Source organism: Microvirgula sp. AG722 (assembly GCF_003269145.1).
GTDB lineage: Bacteria > Pseudomonadota > Gammaproteobacteria > Burkholderiales > Aquaspirillaceae > Microvirgula > Microvirgula aerodenitrificans.
In genome coordinates, this window is record NZ_QLTJ01000031.1 from 1 (window position 1) to 15142 (window position 15142).

The window sequence follows — 15142 nt, forward strand, 5'->3', positions numbered from 1 at the left end:
GGGAACCAGCGGTTCGCCATCGGGGCCGACAAACACGTCGTCGTCGTTGTACTGCGGGACGCCGAGGCGGGTGCGACGCTGGATGGTCGGCAGGGTGAGCCGCCAGCCGGTGCCGCAGGGGCCGTTGCCGGCGCCGGCGCGGTAGCCGAGGGTCAGGGCGGGGGTGGATTCGCGGGCGACGGGGAGAAACAGCGGGATGTCGAACGAGACCAGGCCGGCGGAGAGGGTGGGCCCGCTGCCGTCACCGGGGCCGGGAAGGGCGTCGTGGATGGTGGGCAGGGTCGGCGGGGCGACGGAAACGGCAGATGACGCGAGGGAATGTTCGGCAGGCATGACAACTCCTGATCTGCATGAAGAATTCCATGCATGGCATGGGCTGAATGCGGGCAACAGCAGGGCCTGCATTTAAAAATGCAAGAGTGAAAAAACACGAGGAATCACATGGAGGAACAGGCCGTTTCGAGAACCGAAACCGGCATGGTTTCCTCTGGCACATCAGGTATTTGAATGATTTATAAGGGGTGCCAGCTGCGCTGCCACTCCGGCCTGATGAATGGAATACAGGGACCCGCCACAAACAGAAAAAGGCGTTACCCGCCAATGCGGATAACGCCTTTGTCAATGGACGGGAAGATGTCTGCCCGTTGGCCTGATTACAGTTTGAAGCGCCCGAACACCCCCTGCATCCGCTCTGCGGTGCCGCTCAGCTCGGTCAGCGCCCCGCTGACACTGTGCAGCGCATCGTCGTTGCCGATGACCTGGTTGTTGATCGCTTCGGTACTCTGGGCGATCAGGGTCGATGCCTTGTGCTGCTCGGTGGTCGACAGTGCGATGTCGTTCATCTTGCTGACCACTTCATCCATCGACTCGCGAACGGCAGAGATTTCGCCGGCTGCAGTCTGCGTCAGCACCACACCGGCGTCGACGGCCTCGACGGTCCGCTTCATGTCACTGACCACATTGCCGGTTTCCTGGCGGATCGAATCCACCCGGTGCGAGATTTCCAGCGTGGCCTGCGCGGTGCGCTCAGCCAGCTTGCGCACTTCATCGGCCACCACGGCAAAGCCCCTGCCCTGCTCGCCGGCGCGGGCCGCCTCGATGGCAGCATTCAGCGCCAGCAGGTTGGTCTGGTCGGCGATGTCGCGAATCACTTCGGTAATGCTGGAGATGTCCTGGGTGCTGTTGTCGAGCGAGGTCAGCATGTCCTCCATCCCGTGCACCGCCTTGACCGTCTCTTCGATGCTGACCGACAGCTGATGCATATTGCTGGAGCAGTTCGACAGATCGCCGTTGGTATCGCGGATCAGGGCATCGGCCTGGGTTGCCGTATCGGCGATATGCGAGATGCTGACCGAGATTTCTTCCAGCGTGGCGGCATTGTTCGACGACACGTCGGCCATCTGCCGGGCGCCGTCGGCCAGCCCGGCCACATGGCCGCTGGCATCCTTGACGCCGCCGATCAGCGACTGCGCCTCGCCCTGCAACTCGCCGAACAGGTGGGCAAGCTTGGCAACAAACTGGTTGAACGCCCGTCCGGTATCGGCAATTTCATCCCGGCCGCGGGCATCGAGCCGGATGGTCAGGTCGCCTTCGCCTTCACCGCTGGCAATGCCGGCCATCGCGTCGCGCAGGCGGGTCAGCCCGCTGAGCATCCGGCCGATCACGACGCTGGACACCACGCCGACCAGGATGAACAGCAGCATGCTCATGCCGACCGTCTTGAACAGCTCGGCATTCAACGGCGCAAAGATCAGGTCCTTGTCGGCGGTGATGCCCATGTACCAGTCGGTCCCCGGAATCTGCTCGATCGCCACCAGCATGGTCTTGCCATTGATGTCGACTTCATTCAGCGCATGCGATTCGGCGATGGCCGCCAGCCGCTCCGGCACGAGCGACGGCGCGATGCTCGAGATCGACTTCAGCGTCAGCGCATTGTCCGGGTGGGCAATGACTGTCCCCTGCTTGTTGACGATGAAGGTGTAGCCATCACCACGCGGTTTCAGCGACAGCACCGACTTGACCAGTTCGTCGACGAACACGTCCCCGGCCACCACGCCATGGAACTGCCCCCCTTCCAGCATCGGCACGGCGACGGTCAGCACCAGCCGCTTCGACACCTGGTCGACATACGGTTCGGTGATCGTCGGCTTGCCGGTCGTCTTCGCCTGCACGTACCACGGCTTTTCGGTGACGATGTAATCCGGTGTCGCCACCCAGTCGTCAGAGAAAATGCTGCGTCCGTCCGGGAAGCCGACGTAATTGATGAAGAAATTCCCTGCCACGGCCCCCTGCTTCAGGTTGGCCAGCGCATTCGGACCCGCCGCTACGCCGGTCAGTGCCGATAACTGTTGTTTTTTCTCGCCAAACCAGTTTTGAATGACGGTGCTCTGACCACGCAAGGTGGCTGAGAACTCCAGGTTCAGGCCGTCACGAACCTCGGTGCGCAACTGAAGGAAGGACTGCGTGACCAGGACGAGTCCGAACAGGGCGATAAACAGCACATTGAGCAGAATCAGTCTGCTTTTCAGCGTTCTCATGCCAAACCTTTCGGGTGATGCCAATGGGCTAAAATCCATAACGGATCAAGACATTACTTATTAAATTCTGGTTTCGCTCCCATCATATTACATCGTCAATAATGAAACGCGAATATGTCGATAATATAGTCCAGGATGTCGCAGTTAAGCATGTTTTCACACTGGATGCGCCACCGTCCATCACACCATGAACTACAGTGCCTGAATGGCGTCAGAACGACGCCAAAGCCGAGCGTTACCCCCTCACACTGGAGCACCTGATGAAACCGTCCCCGCTGATCCGCCACGCTGCCGCCGGCTTGCTGGCCCTGTCCCTGCTGAACGTCGCCCATGCCGCCGACCCGTCCCCCGCCCAGGTGGTCGAAGCCGATGCGCAGGGCACCCATATCCGGATCACCGGCACCATCACCCGGGTCGATACCAAAAACCGCATCGTGACCATCAAGGGACCGGCCGGCCGGGTGCAGGATTTCGCCATCAGCGATGACGTGAAGAACTTTGCCCAGATCCGGGTCGGCGATCACGTCAATGTGCACTACCGGGTAGCCGTGGCCGTGGCGCTGGTCAAGAAGGGCGACAAGATCGCCGAACGCGATGTGGTCGAGAGCGGCTCGATTGCGCCGGCAGGTGCCAAGCCGGGCATGACCGAAGCGCGCCGCATTACCGTCACCGCCAATGTGATTGCCGTCGACGCCAGCCTGCAGCAGGTGACGCTGAAGGGGACGCGTGGCCGTACCGTCGATGTCCGGGTCGATGACCCGGACGTGTTCCACAAGATCCGCAAGGGCGACCAGGTCGTGGCCACTTATGTGGAGTCAGTCGCCGTGGCAGTGGAACCGGCAACGAAATAATGCAGCCGGCCCCCGGCCCCGGGGGCCTTCACCCCGCCGCATGGCCGTCACGCCCGGGTGACGATGCCCCCGGCAGGTTTTCCAGCCCGGCCGCCTGGAACAGGTTTTCGCGAAACCAGACACTTGCCGCATCTTCGTGATGGCGAGGAGGCCAATACGCGTGGATGGACAGGTGCGGCAAGGCAAGCGGTGGTTCAAAAAGATCCAGCGATGAGGCAAAACGCTGCAGCAGCCGTCGCGGCAGGGTGCACAGGAGATCCGTGCCCGCAACCAGCGGCGGTGCCATGGCATAGCTCTGGACAGACATCGCCACCTGCCGGCTGTGGCCGAGCCTGGCCAGTGCATGATCCACAAATCCGGAGAACGGATCGCCCTCGGCAGACACAAGCAAATGGGGAGCGGCACAGAACGCGGGCAGCTCCAGCTTGCGCAGCCCGCGAGGGTGCCCCTTCCGCTGGGCGGTAACGAAATCATCGGCAAACAGTTTGCGCCCCACCCAGCCAGGTTCAGCCACATCGCCGGGACCGATGAAAACGTCGATCTCGCCATGCTCCATCTGCCGGGGCAGATCGTCGAGGTCCGGCAGCGCGAATCGCAGGCGCACTTGCGGTGCCTGCTCGCGAATCCGGTTGACGAGATCGGCGCCCAGCACCAGGGCCGGGTTCTCATGCAGGGCAATGACAAAGGTCCGCTGACTGGTACCCGGCTCGAAAACCACGGGCTCCAGCAGGGTTGAAATGCCGTTCAGGACACGCTGAAGCCCCGGCCGCAGAGCCAGCGCGCGAGGGGTCGGCAGAATACCGCGCCCATTGGGCGCGGCCACGAACAGCCGCTCTCCGAATAGCTGCCGCAACCGCATCAGCCGGGCAGACATGGCAGGCTGGCTGATGCCCAGCCGCAAGGCAGCATGGGTGATGTTCTGCTCGACCAGCAAGGCATCAAGGGCCAGCAGCAGATCCATGCCGATGCCTGAAGGCAGCTTCATGCCGGTTCCTCATTCGGCAAAGGCAGCAGAGGGACATGGGTCACGGGTGCTGATTCCCTTCGCGGTTCGTATAGGTGACAGGAACCCAATCATAGCCATTTCCGCCAGTGGCCCGCACATGACCGATTCCCGGAAACGGCAGGTGCGGCGCAGCAATGAGCGTGCGCTCCCGGGCGAATGACGCAAACCCGGCTTTCCTGACGGCAGCGGCCCGGGCCTGGTCTTCGTCGTAGGCAATGGTCACATCCGGATCGGGAAACTGCACTGCCGCGACGTGGATGATGTCGCCGACAAAGGTGATGCTCTCGCCTTGACTGGTCAGCCGATAAAAGGCCGAGCCTGGCGTATGACCGGGATGCACCGTTGCGGTCATGCCGGGAAGGATCTCCTGCGTTCCCGAGAAAGTCCTGACTTTGCCGGCTTTCAGGTAAGGCGGGAGGGTCAGCCGGGCAATATCGAAATACGCCTGGTCATACCCGGTCTTTTTCTGATTGTCTTCATTGAAGAAGAAATCGATGTCGGGCTTGCCGACGTAAACGGTGGCATCGGGAAAAACCCGCTGCCCCTCCCTGACCAGGCCGCCGGCATGGTCGGAGTGTGCATGGGTGAGAAGGATGTCCGTGATGTCCTGAGGCCCGATACCTTGCGCAGCCAGACTTTCGATCAGCCGCCCGCCCTTTCCCGGGCCGAACAGCTGGCCGGAACCCGTGTCGACCAGCAGCAGATGTCCGGGCAACGTGACGAGAAAGGCATTGATCGAGGCTTCAACGGGATTGCTTTGAAAACTCCTCGCAAGCAGCCGGTCAATGTGTTCAGGCTTTGTCCGCTGGAACAGTTCGTACAGATTCTGGGGTACCGAGCCATCCGTCAGCGACATCACCCTGACATCCCCCACCTGCACGCCATAGCCCCCGGCCTGCTGCTGCACGACATGCTGCGGCACGGAGACCGGTTGTGCCTGCGCGAGGGGGAACGGGAAGAAGGCGGCGGCCAGCAAGGCCGCCGCAATACGCTTGTTGATTCCGGGCATGATGATGTTTCCTGGCGTTGAAAACATCATGCTATGCAGGGCATCGCCATCAAACCAGACACTTGGAATCAATACAGCCTATCCATGATATGGATAGCGTCCGGCGCGGCAGGCAGCAAAAATGGCCGTGCGTCATCGAGGAACAAAAAAACCGCGCCGGTTCAGGGCGCGGTTTTGGAGAGGGGCAGCGGAGCGCGTCAGGCGGCCTCGCCTGCCTTGGCTTCGACCAGGACCGGTTCGCCTTCTTCGACGACCTCGGGTTCCGGCCCGTCGCTGAGGGCGCCTTCCCACTTGGCCACCACCACCGAGGCGATGCTGTTGCCGACCACGTTGGTGGCGGTACGGCCCATGTCGAAGAACTGGTCAACACCCATCACCAGCAGCAGCCCTTCCATCGGCAGGCCAAGCATCGGCAGCGCGGCAGCCACCACCACCAGCGAGGCGCGCGGCACGCCGGCCATGCCCTTGCTCATCAGCATCATCATCAGCAGCATCATGACCTGGTGGGCGAAGGTCAGATGGATACCGTAGGCCTGGGCGATAAACAGCACGGCGAACGACTGGTACATCATCGAACCGTCAAGGTTGAACGAGTAGCCGAGCGGCAGCACGAAACCGGAGATCTTCTTGCTGACGCCAAAGCGTTCCAACTGTTCCAGCGTCTTCGGATAGGCGGCTTCGCTGCTGGCGGTCGAGAAGGCGATGATCATCGGTTCGCGGATCATGCCCATCAGGCGCAGGATCGAACGGCCGACGAACAGGATGCCCACCGAGATCAGCAGTGCCCACAGCAGCATCAGGCCGGCGTAGAACGCGCCGATCAGCTTGCTGTAGGTGACGATCACGCCGAGGCCCTGGGTGGTGACCACCGAGGCGATGGCGGCGAACACGCCGAACGGGGCAGCCCACATCACATAGTCGGTCACGCGCAGCATCAGCTTGAACAGCTCGTCGACGCCGCGGACGATGATCGACTGCTTGCCGAGTTTCATCGACGAGATGGCGAAGCCGAAGAACAGCGAGAACAGCAGGATCTGCAGGATCTCGTTCTTGCTCATCGCATCGAAGAAGCTGGTCGGCACCAGGTGCACCAGGAAGTTCTTCAGGCTGAAGCCGGACACGTCGATATTGGTCGCGGCGCCGGCTTCCGGCAGCGTCAGGTTCAGCGACTGGCCGAGTTGCAGCATGTTGGCCAGCACCATGCCGAGCAACAGCGAGACCAGCGAGGCGCACACGAACCAGCCGAGTGCGCGCAGGCCGATGCGGCCGACCTGACGATGGTCATCCATGCTGGCGATGCCGGATACCAGACCGGCAAACACCAGCGGCGCAATGATCATCTTGATCAGACGCAGGAAGACGTCGGTAATGATCGAAAAGTACCCTGCAACTTCCTTGGCTTCCGCCGGGTCGGGCCATCTGGCATGACAGTAGTAGCCGACGACCACGCCCAGCACCATGCCGGCCACAATCCAGGTGGTTAATTTCTGCGACTTCATCACAACTCCGATCCGCATTTTGAAGAACCGCTTCCTTGGCTTGAAGCGATTGGTATGGCTGACATCTGCCGCATGACAACATGCATGCGGACTCACGGCTCGAATCCTAGCCTCAACCACCGGCCACGGTTTGCAAGTTTCGCCGATATCCATGCAGGGAATGCATAAGGGTAGCAACAGCGACGCATAGTTCAGCTATCCCGTCATCGACACCCCGGCGCGGAAGCAGAAATGTCATAGCCGCCCCGGCCGTGGCGTCATGAACACAGTGGCTTTGCGCCGCTTTCCCCTCCCCGGCCGAGTTGGGATATGCTCCGGCAACGCACCCGGCATGACGGCGGGCCGTGCCGCAATGCACAGGATGCTGCGGCGGTAAACACAAGGTGTCGGGACAACCCGGGCTGCAGGGTTTCCCGTCCTTTTTCCTCAGTGCAGCGGGAGAAGGTTCATGGCAGGGTGGTACGAACTCAAGAAAAGCACGAACGGCCAGTTTTACTTTGTCCTCAAGGCCGGCAACAGCGAAGTGATCCTGACCAGCGAGATGTACCAGAGCCGGGCCTCGGCCGAAAACGGCATCGCCTCGGTCCGGACCAACAGCCCGCACGACGAGCGCTATGAGCGCAAGACGTCGAACAACGACAAGTTCTTCTTCAACCTGAAGGCAGCCAATCACCAGGTGATCGGCTCGAGCCAGATGTATGCCGCAGAGGCAAGTCGTGACAAGGGCATCGAATCGGTCAAAACCAATGGCCCCGCCGACACGGTCAAGGACCTGACCGACGCCTGAGCGCCTCCCCGGAGGGACGGCTTGCCGGCCGGCCTTTTTGCCCGGGCCGGCCCCCCTCCGCGCAAGGCGAAATCCGGGCGTTCCGTCAACGGGAAAATTTGACGCAAAATCCCGCCGGGGTTGGGTCAAACTCTCCTCAAGATCGACGACACGCCGGGCCAGAACAAGGTAGTATTCGTCTCCATTTCACACCAGACTCGGAACAAGGGACTTTGCATGACTAAAGCCGAATTGATCGACGCCCTCATCGGCGCAGCCAAAATCGACCTGACCAAGGCCCAAACGGCCGCCGTGCTCGATGCCATCAACAGCGTGCTGGCCGACCAGCTCAAGGCCGGCGGCGATGTGACCCTGCCGGGTCTGGGCAAGTTCGCGATCAAGCAAACCGCCGAGCGCACGGGCCGCAACCCGGCCACCGGCGAAACCATCACCATCGCTGCGAAGCGCGCGCCGAAGTTCACCGCGGCCAAGGCATTCAAGGATGCCGTTGCCTGATTGAGGCAAACCGGTCCCGGTCCCGCCCCAGGGCGAACCCATCCGGATATATATGAGAAGACGCTACGGTTTCCGTAGCGTCTTTCCTTTTTCCCGTCTGCCAGACCTGGTGTCCGGCAGACGGGAAAACTGATAACGGCCGTTATTTTCCTATTGCTCATTATTACCTCCTTTCCGGATTCCCCCTCCGGATCCAGATCCGCTTCCTGCTGATATCCTGTTTGCGAATCATTCGCGACAAAACCGGATTCATACCGTTCATCGCCTGCAGTTAGTGAATGAAAATTTTGATACATATCTTCTGCATTTCATTTTCTTCCTGCTGTTCCTTTCCTAAGTTTCGCCATGCATTCTGCTGTCATTGCCACGACGCAAACCGGTCTCCCCGCAAAAAGCCCAACAGGGCATGGGGTTTGTCCTAATGCTTAATGCAATTCGGGTAGTAACGAGACAATGAAAAAAAATATTCATTTTGTACTTCGTCCCGGATTGGGCCGTCCGATATATTAATTAGCGGATAGTTGCTCCGGGTCCGTTCTGAAGCCAGCCGCCCATAGCGGCAATACGGAAAGGACGCCCTTTTTATGCAATATCGCTCCTCTGCATAAAAAGGGATGCCAGGCCCCACACGTAGATCGTTACATATTGATTCGCAAGGTGACCCAAATGAAAATCTCGACCAAACTGTATGGAATGGCTCTGATCAGCCTCGTCGGCCTGGTGGCCATGCTCTGGACGCTGTATGTGCAGATGGGCATGGTGGAAGTCCACGTCTCTGAAGCCGCCGAGAATGCCCTGCCGTCAATCATCGCCACCCAGGAGGCCAAGGGGCGGTACCTCGAAGCACGCCGCCAGGGCGTTATCCATGCCGCTTCCCAGGACATGGCAGGCAAGAAGGACGCGCAGGCTGCCATGCAGGACAATCTTGCCAAGCTGTACAAGGATCTGGACAACTACAAGGCCACGCTGATCAGCAATGACGAGGATCGTGCCAACACCGAGGCCACCATCGCCGCGGTGAAAAAATGGGAAGGACTGCTGCCCGGCTTCTTTGCGCTGTCCGACAAGGGCACGGCGGACGGCAACAATGCCGCCCTGCAGTACATCAAGAGCACGATGAGCCCGGTGGCGCTGGAAGCCTATGCTGCCATCGACAAGATGGTCGAATTCAACAAGACCCTGGGCGTGCAGGCCGGCAGCGAAGCGGTGCAGGCCGGTCGCAATGCCAAGTGGGTGCTGATGACGCTCGGTCTGGTGTTGCTGGCGGTCATTACCGGCGCCAGCCTGTGGGTGGCCATGAGTGTGCGCCGCACGCTGGGCAACCTGGACCACAAGATCGCCGCCATCACCAGCGAACGCAACCTGACCCTGCGTGTCGATGACAGCGGCAAGGACGAAATCGCGCTGATCGCCAACCGGCTGAACCAGTTGCTGCAAATGCTGCAGACCAGCTTCGTCGAGCTGACCCAGATCGGCCAGAGTGTCGGCGGGCATGCGTCGGAAGTCGCCAACTCGTCGGTGCAGATGTCGCAGGCGGTCGAACAGGTCAGCGAATCGACCTCCAGCATGTCGGCTGCAGTCGAGCAGATGACGGTCAGCGTCAACCACGTCGCCGATCGTTCGGTACAGGCAGACCAGAGCGGCCGCGCGGCCGGTGAAGAAGCCACGATCGGTGCCGCCGTGATTCGCGACACCATCCAGATGATTCGCCAGACCTCGGACAGCGTCAAACTGGCCGCCGGCCAGATCGAACAACTGAAGGAAAAGACGACATCGATCGGCACCGTGGTCGGCGTGATCAAGGACATCGCCGAACAGACCAATCTGCTGGCACTGAATGCAGCGATCGAGGCCGCCCGTGCCGGCGAAACCGGCCGCGGCTTCGCCGTGGTCGCCGACGAGGTGCGCAAACTGGCCGAACGCACCGCGATCTCGACCCAGGAAATCACCAGCACCGTGTCGTCAATGCAGAGCGATGCCAACCAGACCGTGACCTCGATGCAGAATGTTGTGACTCAGGTCGAAAACGGCATGGAATCCGCCAACCAGGCGACCGAGGCCATCAACCGCATCCTCGAACGCACCAGCGGCGCGGTGGACGAAATCGCCGAGATCTCGCACTCGATGCGCGAGCAGTCGCTGGCCAGCACCAGCATCGCCCAGCAGATCGAACGCGTGGCGCAGATGGCCGAAGAAAGCCATTCCAGCTCGCAGAACAACTCGGCCACCGCCGCCAACCTGAACGAACAGGCACAGCGGATGCTGACCACCATCGGCCAGTTCCGGGTCTAGCACTGACGGCGGACAAAGGCGGGCAATCGACAGTCATCGTGGCGTCGGTACCCGCCTGCCGGCGTGAACCCGTCCGCTTCCCTCCCCGCCACGGCGGGGATATTTCGCTTCGGCGCCCGCTATCCGTTGCGGGGCTTGCCTGTCCGGCGTCGTGCGGCAAACCGCCTCACTGCGTCAGTTCCAGCCAGCGGCTGTCGCCGGCAAACCAGTCGACCAGATAGTCCAGCAACGCGCGCAGCCCGGCCGGCTGGTACTGGCGCGAGGTGTAGATGCCATGGATGCCCATCGGCTGCGGCAGAGAGTCGGGCAACAGCGTGACCAGCCGGCCGCTGGCGAGCAGGGGTGCTGCCGAATAGCGCGGCTGCAACGCCACACCCGCCCCTTCCAGCACGGCGGCCAGCAGCACCACCGATTCGTTGGCGCTCAGGCGGCCACTGACCGGCACCGACACCGTCTCGCCAGCACGCGTGAACTGCCACAGGCTTTTGCCGAAGTACGAATAGGTCAGGCAGTCGTGCAGCGCCAGGTCCTCGACCCGGCGCGGCGTGCCATGGGCCGCCAGGTAGGCCGGCGACGCGCACAGCACTGATGCGCAAGTTCCCAGTTGCCGGGCGATCAGGTTCGGGTCCAGCGCATTGGTGATGCGCAGCGCCAGATCGATGCGTTCCTCGACCAGATTGACGGCGCGATTGTCGATCTGCAGGTCGATGGCCATGCGCGGATAGCGGCGCAGATAACCGGCGACTGCCGGCGCCAGTGCCGCCTGCGCCAGTGACTGCGAGCAGGCGATCCGCAACAACCCCTGCGGTGAACCGGTATCGGCCGTGCCCGGCGCCGGCATGGCGGCGGCGATGTCCAGCATCTGCCGGCAGCGTGCCAGTGTCTCACTGCCGGCATCGGTCAGGCCGAGCTTGCGCGTGGTCCGGTGCAGCAGACGGGCGCCGGCCCAGTGCTCCATCTGCGCCAGATAGCGCGTGACCATGGCCCGTGACATGTCCAGCGCCTCGGCGGCGGCAATCATGCTGCCGCGCTCGACAATGGCCACAAAGACTTCGGCAGCGACGATCCGGTCCATCATTCGTCCGTTCCATGCAACAAATGATTGCATTTTAGCCGGTTTTTCCAGCGCCGATTGCAACCTATCCTGCAGCCATTCCCACCCGATACAGGATTTGCCCCATGTTCAAGCTCTCGCTGCGCCAGCTGACCGCCGCTGCCGTCACCGCCGCCCTGACCGCCCCTGCCCTGGCCGCCGCGCCGCTGAAGCTCGAGGTCTACAATCCCGGCGAACGCAGCGTGTTCCCGGTCTCGTCCGAACTGGTGACCGGCAAGACCGAAGCGGTGCTGATCGATGCCCAGTTCCAGCGCAATGACGCCGAGGCACTGGTTGAACGCATCAAGGCCAGCGGCAAGAAGCTGACCACCATCTATATCAGCCATTCCGACCCGGACTTCTATTTCGGGCTCGACGTGCTGCATGCGGCTTTTCCGGACGCGAAAGTCGTCGCCACCCCGCAGACGGTCGCCGCGATCCGCGCCAGCAAGGATGGCAAGCTCGCCTACTGGGGTCCGATCCTGAAGGACAACGCGCCTAAGTCGCTCGTGGTCCCGGAGGCCCTGCCGGGCGACACGCTGAAAGTCGACGGCCAGCGCCTTGAAATCCGTGGTCTGAAGGGACCGGCTCCCGAGCGGACCTTTGTCTGGATTCCGTCGCTGAAGGCCGTGGTCGGCGGCGTGCTGGTGTCCGGCAATATGCATGTATGGACGGCCGATACCCGGACCCCGGCCGAACGCGCCAGCTGGCAGACTGCGCTGGCCGATATCGGCGCCCTGCGTCCGGCCAGAGTGGTGCCCGGTCATTTCCTGCCCGGCAGCCCGCAGACGCTGGCCCCGGTCAGATTTACTAGTGACTATCTGAAACTGCTGGAACGCGAACTGCCGCAGGCAAAGGATGCCGCTGCACTGACTGCCGCCATGCAGAAGCACTACCCGCAGCTGAAAGGGGTCGAGGATCTGAGCCTGGGTGCCAAAGTGCTCAAGGGTGAAATGGCCTGGCCGCAATAAATCGTTATCCCGGAACCGGAGTCCCATCCATGCAAAACGCGACCCTGCACTATATTTTCGATCCGCTGTGCGGCTGGTGCCATGGCGCCGCACCGCTGGTTGACGCTGCCCGCACCGTGCCCGGCCTGCGCGTGGTCTTCCACGCCGGCGGCATGCTGACCGGGGCCAGCCGGCGCGCGGTCACGCCACAGTGGCGCGATTACGTGCGCCCGCACGACCAGCGCATCTCGGCGCTGACCGGCCAGCCGTTCGGCAGCGCCTACACGGACGGACTGCTCTGCGACACCTCGGCGGTACTCGATTCCGAACCACCGACCACCGCCATCCTCGCCGCCGAGGCACTGGCCGGCCGCGGGCTGGATCTGCTGCGTCGGCTGCAGCAGGCGCACTACGTGGAAGGACGGCGGATTGCCGATACCGACGTCCTGCAGGCCATAGCGATCGACATCGGTCTGGATGGCGTGGCGTTCGATGCCGAATACCGGCGTCAGGCCGGCCCGGCGACACAGGCGCATATCGCCGACAGCCGCGCCTGGCTGGCGCGGGTCGGCGGCCAGGGCTTCCCGACCTTTGCCCTGGAACAGACGGACGGCCGGATCACGCTGCTGGACATCGGCCGCCATCCTGGCCAGCCGCAGGCCTGGCGCAACACGCTGGTCACGGCGCTGTCCCACAGCGAAGGAGAACAGGCATGAACGACCGCATGAGCAACCTCGACATTGTCCGCGCCACCTATTCTGGCAACGCGGCCGACAACGGCCGTCACCTGCGGGCAGCGCTGGCCGCAGATGCCGAGTGGACCGAGGCCGCCGGTTTCCCGTACGCCGGCACCTATATCGGTCCCGACGACATCCTGCGCAACGTGCATGAACGTCTGGCCCGCGAATGGGACGGCTATCGCGCCGGGGTCGACCAGTTCCACGACGCCGGCGAGCACATCATCGCCCACGGTTTCTACCACGGCACGTATCGCGCGACAGGCAGGGCCTTCACCGCGGCCTTTGCGCATATCCATACGCTGCGTGACGGCCGCATCGTCAAATTCGTCCAGGTGGTCGACAGCGCAAAGGTATGGGAGGCCATGCGCGACTGAGCGCTCAGTCGATGGCGATGCGTTCCTGCGGCGCCACCGACAGCGAGATGTCGCACTGCTCGTCCCCGCTGTAGTAGACGGTGCGCCCGGCCGGATCGGTCACGCCCTCGTACTGCTCGCCCGGCTTGCAGCCGGTGATCAGGTAACGCTGACCGGCGATCGGCCGCGAGGGCCGGTCACTGTCGCTCAGCTCGAAGAAGGTGCCGAAGTTGCCGACGCCATGGCGCAGCAGCAGCACATGGTCGCCGTTGTCGGGCGCGTCCAGCTGCAGGGTATCGGTACGGCCAAGCGCATCGGTCGTGCCTTCAGCCACGCTGTCGGTAATCAGGTTCACCCCCGGCGGGGCGGACAGGATATGGCGTTCGCCAAAGGTCAGCCGGTATGGCGTGCGTGCCGCCGGTTTTCCGGTTTCCGGCTGGATCAGCACGAAGGACACCGGCACCCCCGGGCTTCCCCCCGGGAGCGCCGGCGTGCCCGCGCACGCCGTCACCAGCGCCAGCAGGCTGGCGAGGGTCACAAGGCGCGGGCCGCTCACAGGCGGAACTGCCCGACCAGCGACTTCAGTTCGCGACCGCGCTCCGCCAGCTGGTGAATGGTCCTGACCACCGATTCGACGTGAGTGCTGGTCTGCTGGGCGGCGACATTGATGTGCTCGGCACTGCGCGCCATGTCACTGGTCGCCGTGCTCTGCTCCTTGGTCGACGCGGTGATTTCCTTGATCCGCGCCACCACTTCGTCGGTGCTGAGCCGGATCTCTTCGATCTTGCCGGCGGCTTCCTGCGACGAACCGACGCTGGATTCGACCCGGCTGTGCGTCGCCTGTGCAAAGTCGATCGCCTGCTGGGTCTGCACCGCCATCTTGTCGATCATGCGCGAGATTTCGACCGTGGCATTGGCCGAGTGCTCGGCCAGCTTGCGCACCTCGTCGGCCACCACGGCGAAGCCGCGGCCCTGTTCGCCGGCCCGCGCCGCTTCGATCGCCGCGTTCAGCGCCAGCAGATTGGTCTGGTCGGCAATGCTGTGAATCACGTTGACGATGCCGCGGATCTCTTCGGACTGGCTGGCCAGCCCGCTCATCGCATCCTGCAGTTTGCCGACCGTCTCCACCACCATGCCGATTTCCTGCGCCACGCTGTTCATCAGCTCGTGCGATTCGACCGAACGCTGGTTCGACTGCAGCACCAGGGCATCGGTTTCTTCCGCATGGTCGGCGATATGATTGATGCTGACGGTGATTTCCTCGATCGTCGCTGCCGTCGACGAAATTTCCTCGGTCTGGTTGCGCGAATCGCTGGCGATCTGGTCGGCCGCGCCATTCAGGTTCTGGACATCGGCCGCCATGTCTTCGGCATGGCTGCGCACGGTCACGAACATGTCATGCAGTGTTCCCATGAACTCGTTGAACGCGGTCGCGATCTGGCCGACCTCATCCTGGCTCCTGACCGGCAGCTTGACCGTCAGGTCGCCCTGACCGGACGCCACGCTGCGCATGGTGTCGCGCAGCACGCC

At 62.6% G+C, this 15142-nt stretch carries 15 protein-coding genes; 7 read left to right on the plus strand and 8 right to left on the minus strand.

Features of this window, described 5'->3' with window-relative positions; translation table 11 throughout:
* Together DFO50_RS18435 and DFO50_RS18440 are read right to left on the minus strand one after the other, a co-directional pair.
* A partial coding sequence (locus tag DFO50_RS18435) for a SpvB/TcaC N-terminal domain-containing protein (RefSeq protein WP_304598488.1) occupies window positions 1-333 on the minus strand: 333 nt, incomplete at its 3' end.
* 320 nt (window positions 334-653) lie between these two features.
* Window positions 654-2537, minus strand: coding sequence for a methyl-accepting chemotaxis protein (locus DFO50_RS18440; RefSeq protein WP_028499865.1), 1884 nt, complete (start codon window positions 2535-2537; stop codon window positions 654-656).
* A gap of 260 nt (window positions 2538-2797) precedes the next feature.
* Between DFO50_RS18440 and DFO50_RS18445 the strand changes: the two genes are divergently transcribed.
* Window positions 2798-3388 carry a hypothetical protein gene (locus DFO50_RS18445; protein WP_051528975.1) on the plus strand — a complete coding sequence of 197 codons (591 nt, stop codon included), beginning with the start codon at window positions 2798-2800 and terminating at the stop codon, window positions 3386-3388.
* Window positions 3389-3416: 28 nt separating this feature from the next.
* Here the strand turns inward: DFO50_RS18445 and DFO50_RS18450 are convergent, their stop codons facing one another.
* The 3 genes from DFO50_RS18450 to DFO50_RS18460 all read right to left on the minus strand — a co-directional run bounded on the left by DFO50_RS18450 (window position 3417) and on the right by DFO50_RS18460 (window position 6902).
* Window positions 3417-4373 (minus strand): LysR family transcriptional regulator, encoded by a 957-nt coding sequence (locus tag DFO50_RS18450; RefSeq protein WP_112692995.1) that lies wholly within the window; start codon window positions 4371-4373, stop codon window positions 3417-3419.
* 40 nt (window positions 4374-4413) lie between these two features.
* Window positions 4414-5403, minus strand: coding sequence for an MBL fold metallo-hydrolase (locus tag DFO50_RS18455; protein ID WP_112692996.1), 990 nt, complete (start codon window positions 5401-5403; stop codon window positions 4414-4416).
* Between the two features lie 197 nt (window positions 5404-5600).
* On the minus strand, window positions 5601-6902 hold the full coding sequence (locus tag DFO50_RS18460) for a dicarboxylate/amino acid:cation symporter (protein ID WP_036386401.1): 1302 nt from the start codon (window positions 6900-6902) through the stop codon (window positions 5601-5603).
* A gap of 448 nt (window positions 6903-7350) precedes the next feature.
* On the opposite strand from DFO50_RS18460, the gene DFO50_RS18465 reads away from it, so the two are divergent.
* From DFO50_RS18465 to DFO50_RS18475, 3 genes are all read left to right on the plus strand, one after another.
* Window positions 7351-7689, plus strand: a complete 339-nt coding sequence (locus tag DFO50_RS18465) for a YegP family protein (protein ID WP_028499862.1) — start codon at window positions 7351-7353, stop codon at window positions 7687-7689.
* Between the two features lie 216 nt (window positions 7690-7905).
* The gene (locus DFO50_RS18470; RefSeq protein ID WP_036386399.1) at window positions 7906-8184 is read left to right on the plus strand and encodes an HU family DNA-binding protein; all 279 of its coding nucleotides are present in this window, start codon (window positions 7906-7908) and stop codon (window positions 8182-8184) included.
* Between the two features lie 666 nt (window positions 8185-8850).
* Window positions 8851-10476: a methyl-accepting chemotaxis protein gene (locus DFO50_RS18475; protein WP_112692997.1), complete on the plus strand. Its 1626-nt coding sequence runs from the start codon at window positions 8851-8853 to the stop codon at window positions 10474-10476.
* A 166-nt stretch (window positions 10477-10642) separates the two neighbouring features.
* Here DFO50_RS18475 and DFO50_RS18480 read toward each other — a convergent pair whose 3' ends face one another.
* Window positions 10643-11554, minus strand: a complete 912-nt coding sequence (locus tag DFO50_RS18480; protein WP_304598489.1) for a LysR family transcriptional regulator — start codon at window positions 11552-11554, stop codon at window positions 10643-10645.
* Window positions 11555-11655: 101 nt separating this feature from the next.
* On the opposite strand from DFO50_RS18480, the gene DFO50_RS18485 reads away from it, so the two are divergent.
* From DFO50_RS18485 to DFO50_RS18495, 3 genes are read left to right on the plus strand one after another with little or no spacing between them, the layout of a single operon-like run.
* The gene (locus DFO50_RS18485; RefSeq protein WP_112692998.1) at window positions 11656-12540 is read left to right on the plus strand and encodes an MBL fold metallo-hydrolase; all 885 of its coding nucleotides are present in this window, start codon (window positions 11656-11658) and stop codon (window positions 12538-12540) included.
* 29 nt (window positions 12541-12569) lie between these two features.
* Window positions 12570-13235, plus strand: coding sequence for a DsbA family protein (locus DFO50_RS18490; RefSeq protein WP_112692999.1), 666 nt, complete (start codon window positions 12570-12572; stop codon window positions 13233-13235).
* Entirely contained in the window at window positions 13232-13633 is a 402-nt protein-coding gene (locus DFO50_RS18495) for a nuclear transport factor 2 family protein (RefSeq protein ID WP_112693000.1), read from the plus strand. Before DFO50_RS18490 ends, DFO50_RS18495 begins: the two co-directional genes overlap by 4 nt.
* Before the next feature lie 4 nt (window positions 13634-13637).
* Here DFO50_RS18495 and DFO50_RS18500 read toward each other — a convergent pair whose 3' ends face one another.
* The gene (locus DFO50_RS18500) at window positions 13638-14168 is read right to left on the minus strand and encodes a hypothetical protein (protein WP_112693001.1); all 531 of its coding nucleotides are present in this window, start codon (window positions 14166-14168) and stop codon (window positions 13638-13640) included.
* A partial coding sequence (locus tag DFO50_RS18505; RefSeq protein WP_146745150.1) for a methyl-accepting chemotaxis protein occupies window positions 14165-15142 on the minus strand: 978 nt, incomplete at its 5' end. The genes DFO50_RS18505 and DFO50_RS18500, both read right to left, overlap by 4 nt.

Coding starts and splice junctions, on each gene's coding strand:
- DFO50_RS18495 (WP_112693000.1), top strand. CDS start 13,232: ATGAACGACCGCATGAGCAACCTCGACATTGTCCGCGCCACCTATTCT.
- DFO50_RS18475 (WP_112692997.1), top strand. CDS start 8,851: ATGAAAATCTCGACCAAACTGTATGGAATGGCTCTGATCAGCCTCGTC.
- DFO50_RS18440 (WP_028499865.1), bottom strand. CDS start 2,537: ATGAGAACGCTGAAAAGCAGACTGATTCTGCTCAATGTGCTGTTTATC.
- DFO50_RS18455 (WP_112692996.1), bottom strand. CDS start 5,403: ATGCCCGGAATCAACAAGCGTATTGCGGCGGCCTTGCTGGCCGCCGCC.
- DFO50_RS18480 (WP_304598489.1), bottom strand. CDS start 11,554: ATGATGGACCGGATCGTCGCTGCCGAAGTCTTTGTGGCCATTGTCGAG.
- DFO50_RS18465 (WP_028499862.1), top strand. CDS start 7,351: ATGGCAGGGTGGTACGAACTCAAGAAAAGCACGAACGGCCAGTTTTAC.
- DFO50_RS18485 (WP_112692998.1), top strand. CDS start 11,656: ATGTTCAAGCTCTCGCTGCGCCAGCTGACCGCCGCTGCCGTCACCGCC.
- DFO50_RS18470 (WP_036386399.1), top strand. CDS start 7,906: ATGACTAAAGCCGAATTGATCGACGCCCTCATCGGCGCAGCCAAAATC.
- DFO50_RS18450 (WP_112692995.1), bottom strand. CDS start 4,373: ATGAAGCTGCCTTCAGGCATCGGCATGGATCTGCTGCTGGCCCTTGAT.
- DFO50_RS18490 (WP_112692999.1), top strand. CDS start 12,570: ATGCAAAACGCGACCCTGCACTATATTTTCGATCCGCTGTGCGGCTGG.
- DFO50_RS18460 (WP_036386401.1), bottom strand. CDS start 6,902: ATGAAGTCGCAGAAATTAACCACCTGGATTGTGGCCGGCATGGTGCTG.
- DFO50_RS18445 (WP_051528975.1), top strand. CDS start 2,798: ATGAAACCGTCCCCGCTGATCCGCCACGCTGCCGCCGGCTTGCTGGCC.